Source organism: Pseudomonas sp. AC463, from assembly GCF_979253585.1.
In genome coordinates, this window is the sequence record NZ_CEEDDZ010001118.1 from 1 (window position 1) to 239 (window position 239).

The window sequence follows — 239 nt, forward strand, 5'->3', positions numbered from 1 at the left end:
CTACAAGACGTTCCAGCGGCGCGGTTTCGCGACCCTGCGCTTCAACTTCCGCGGGGTCGGCAAGAGCCAGGGCACGTTCGACAACGGCATCGGCGAACTGTCCGATGCGGCGTCGGCGCTCGACTGGGTGCAGAGCTTCCACCCGGAGGCGTCGCAGACCTGGGTCGCGGGCACCGGCTTCGGCGCGTGGATCGGCATGCAGTTGCTGATGCGGCGGCCGGAGATTCGCGGCTTCATCT

General features: G+C 67.8%; 1 protein-coding gene. It reads left to right on the top strand.

The annotated features are described in order from the left end of the window. Nucleotides 1-239, top strand: a 239-nt coding sequence (locus AC0IYH_RS33770) for an alpha/beta hydrolase (protein ID WP_471838823.1), incomplete at both ends; no start/stop codon positions are given.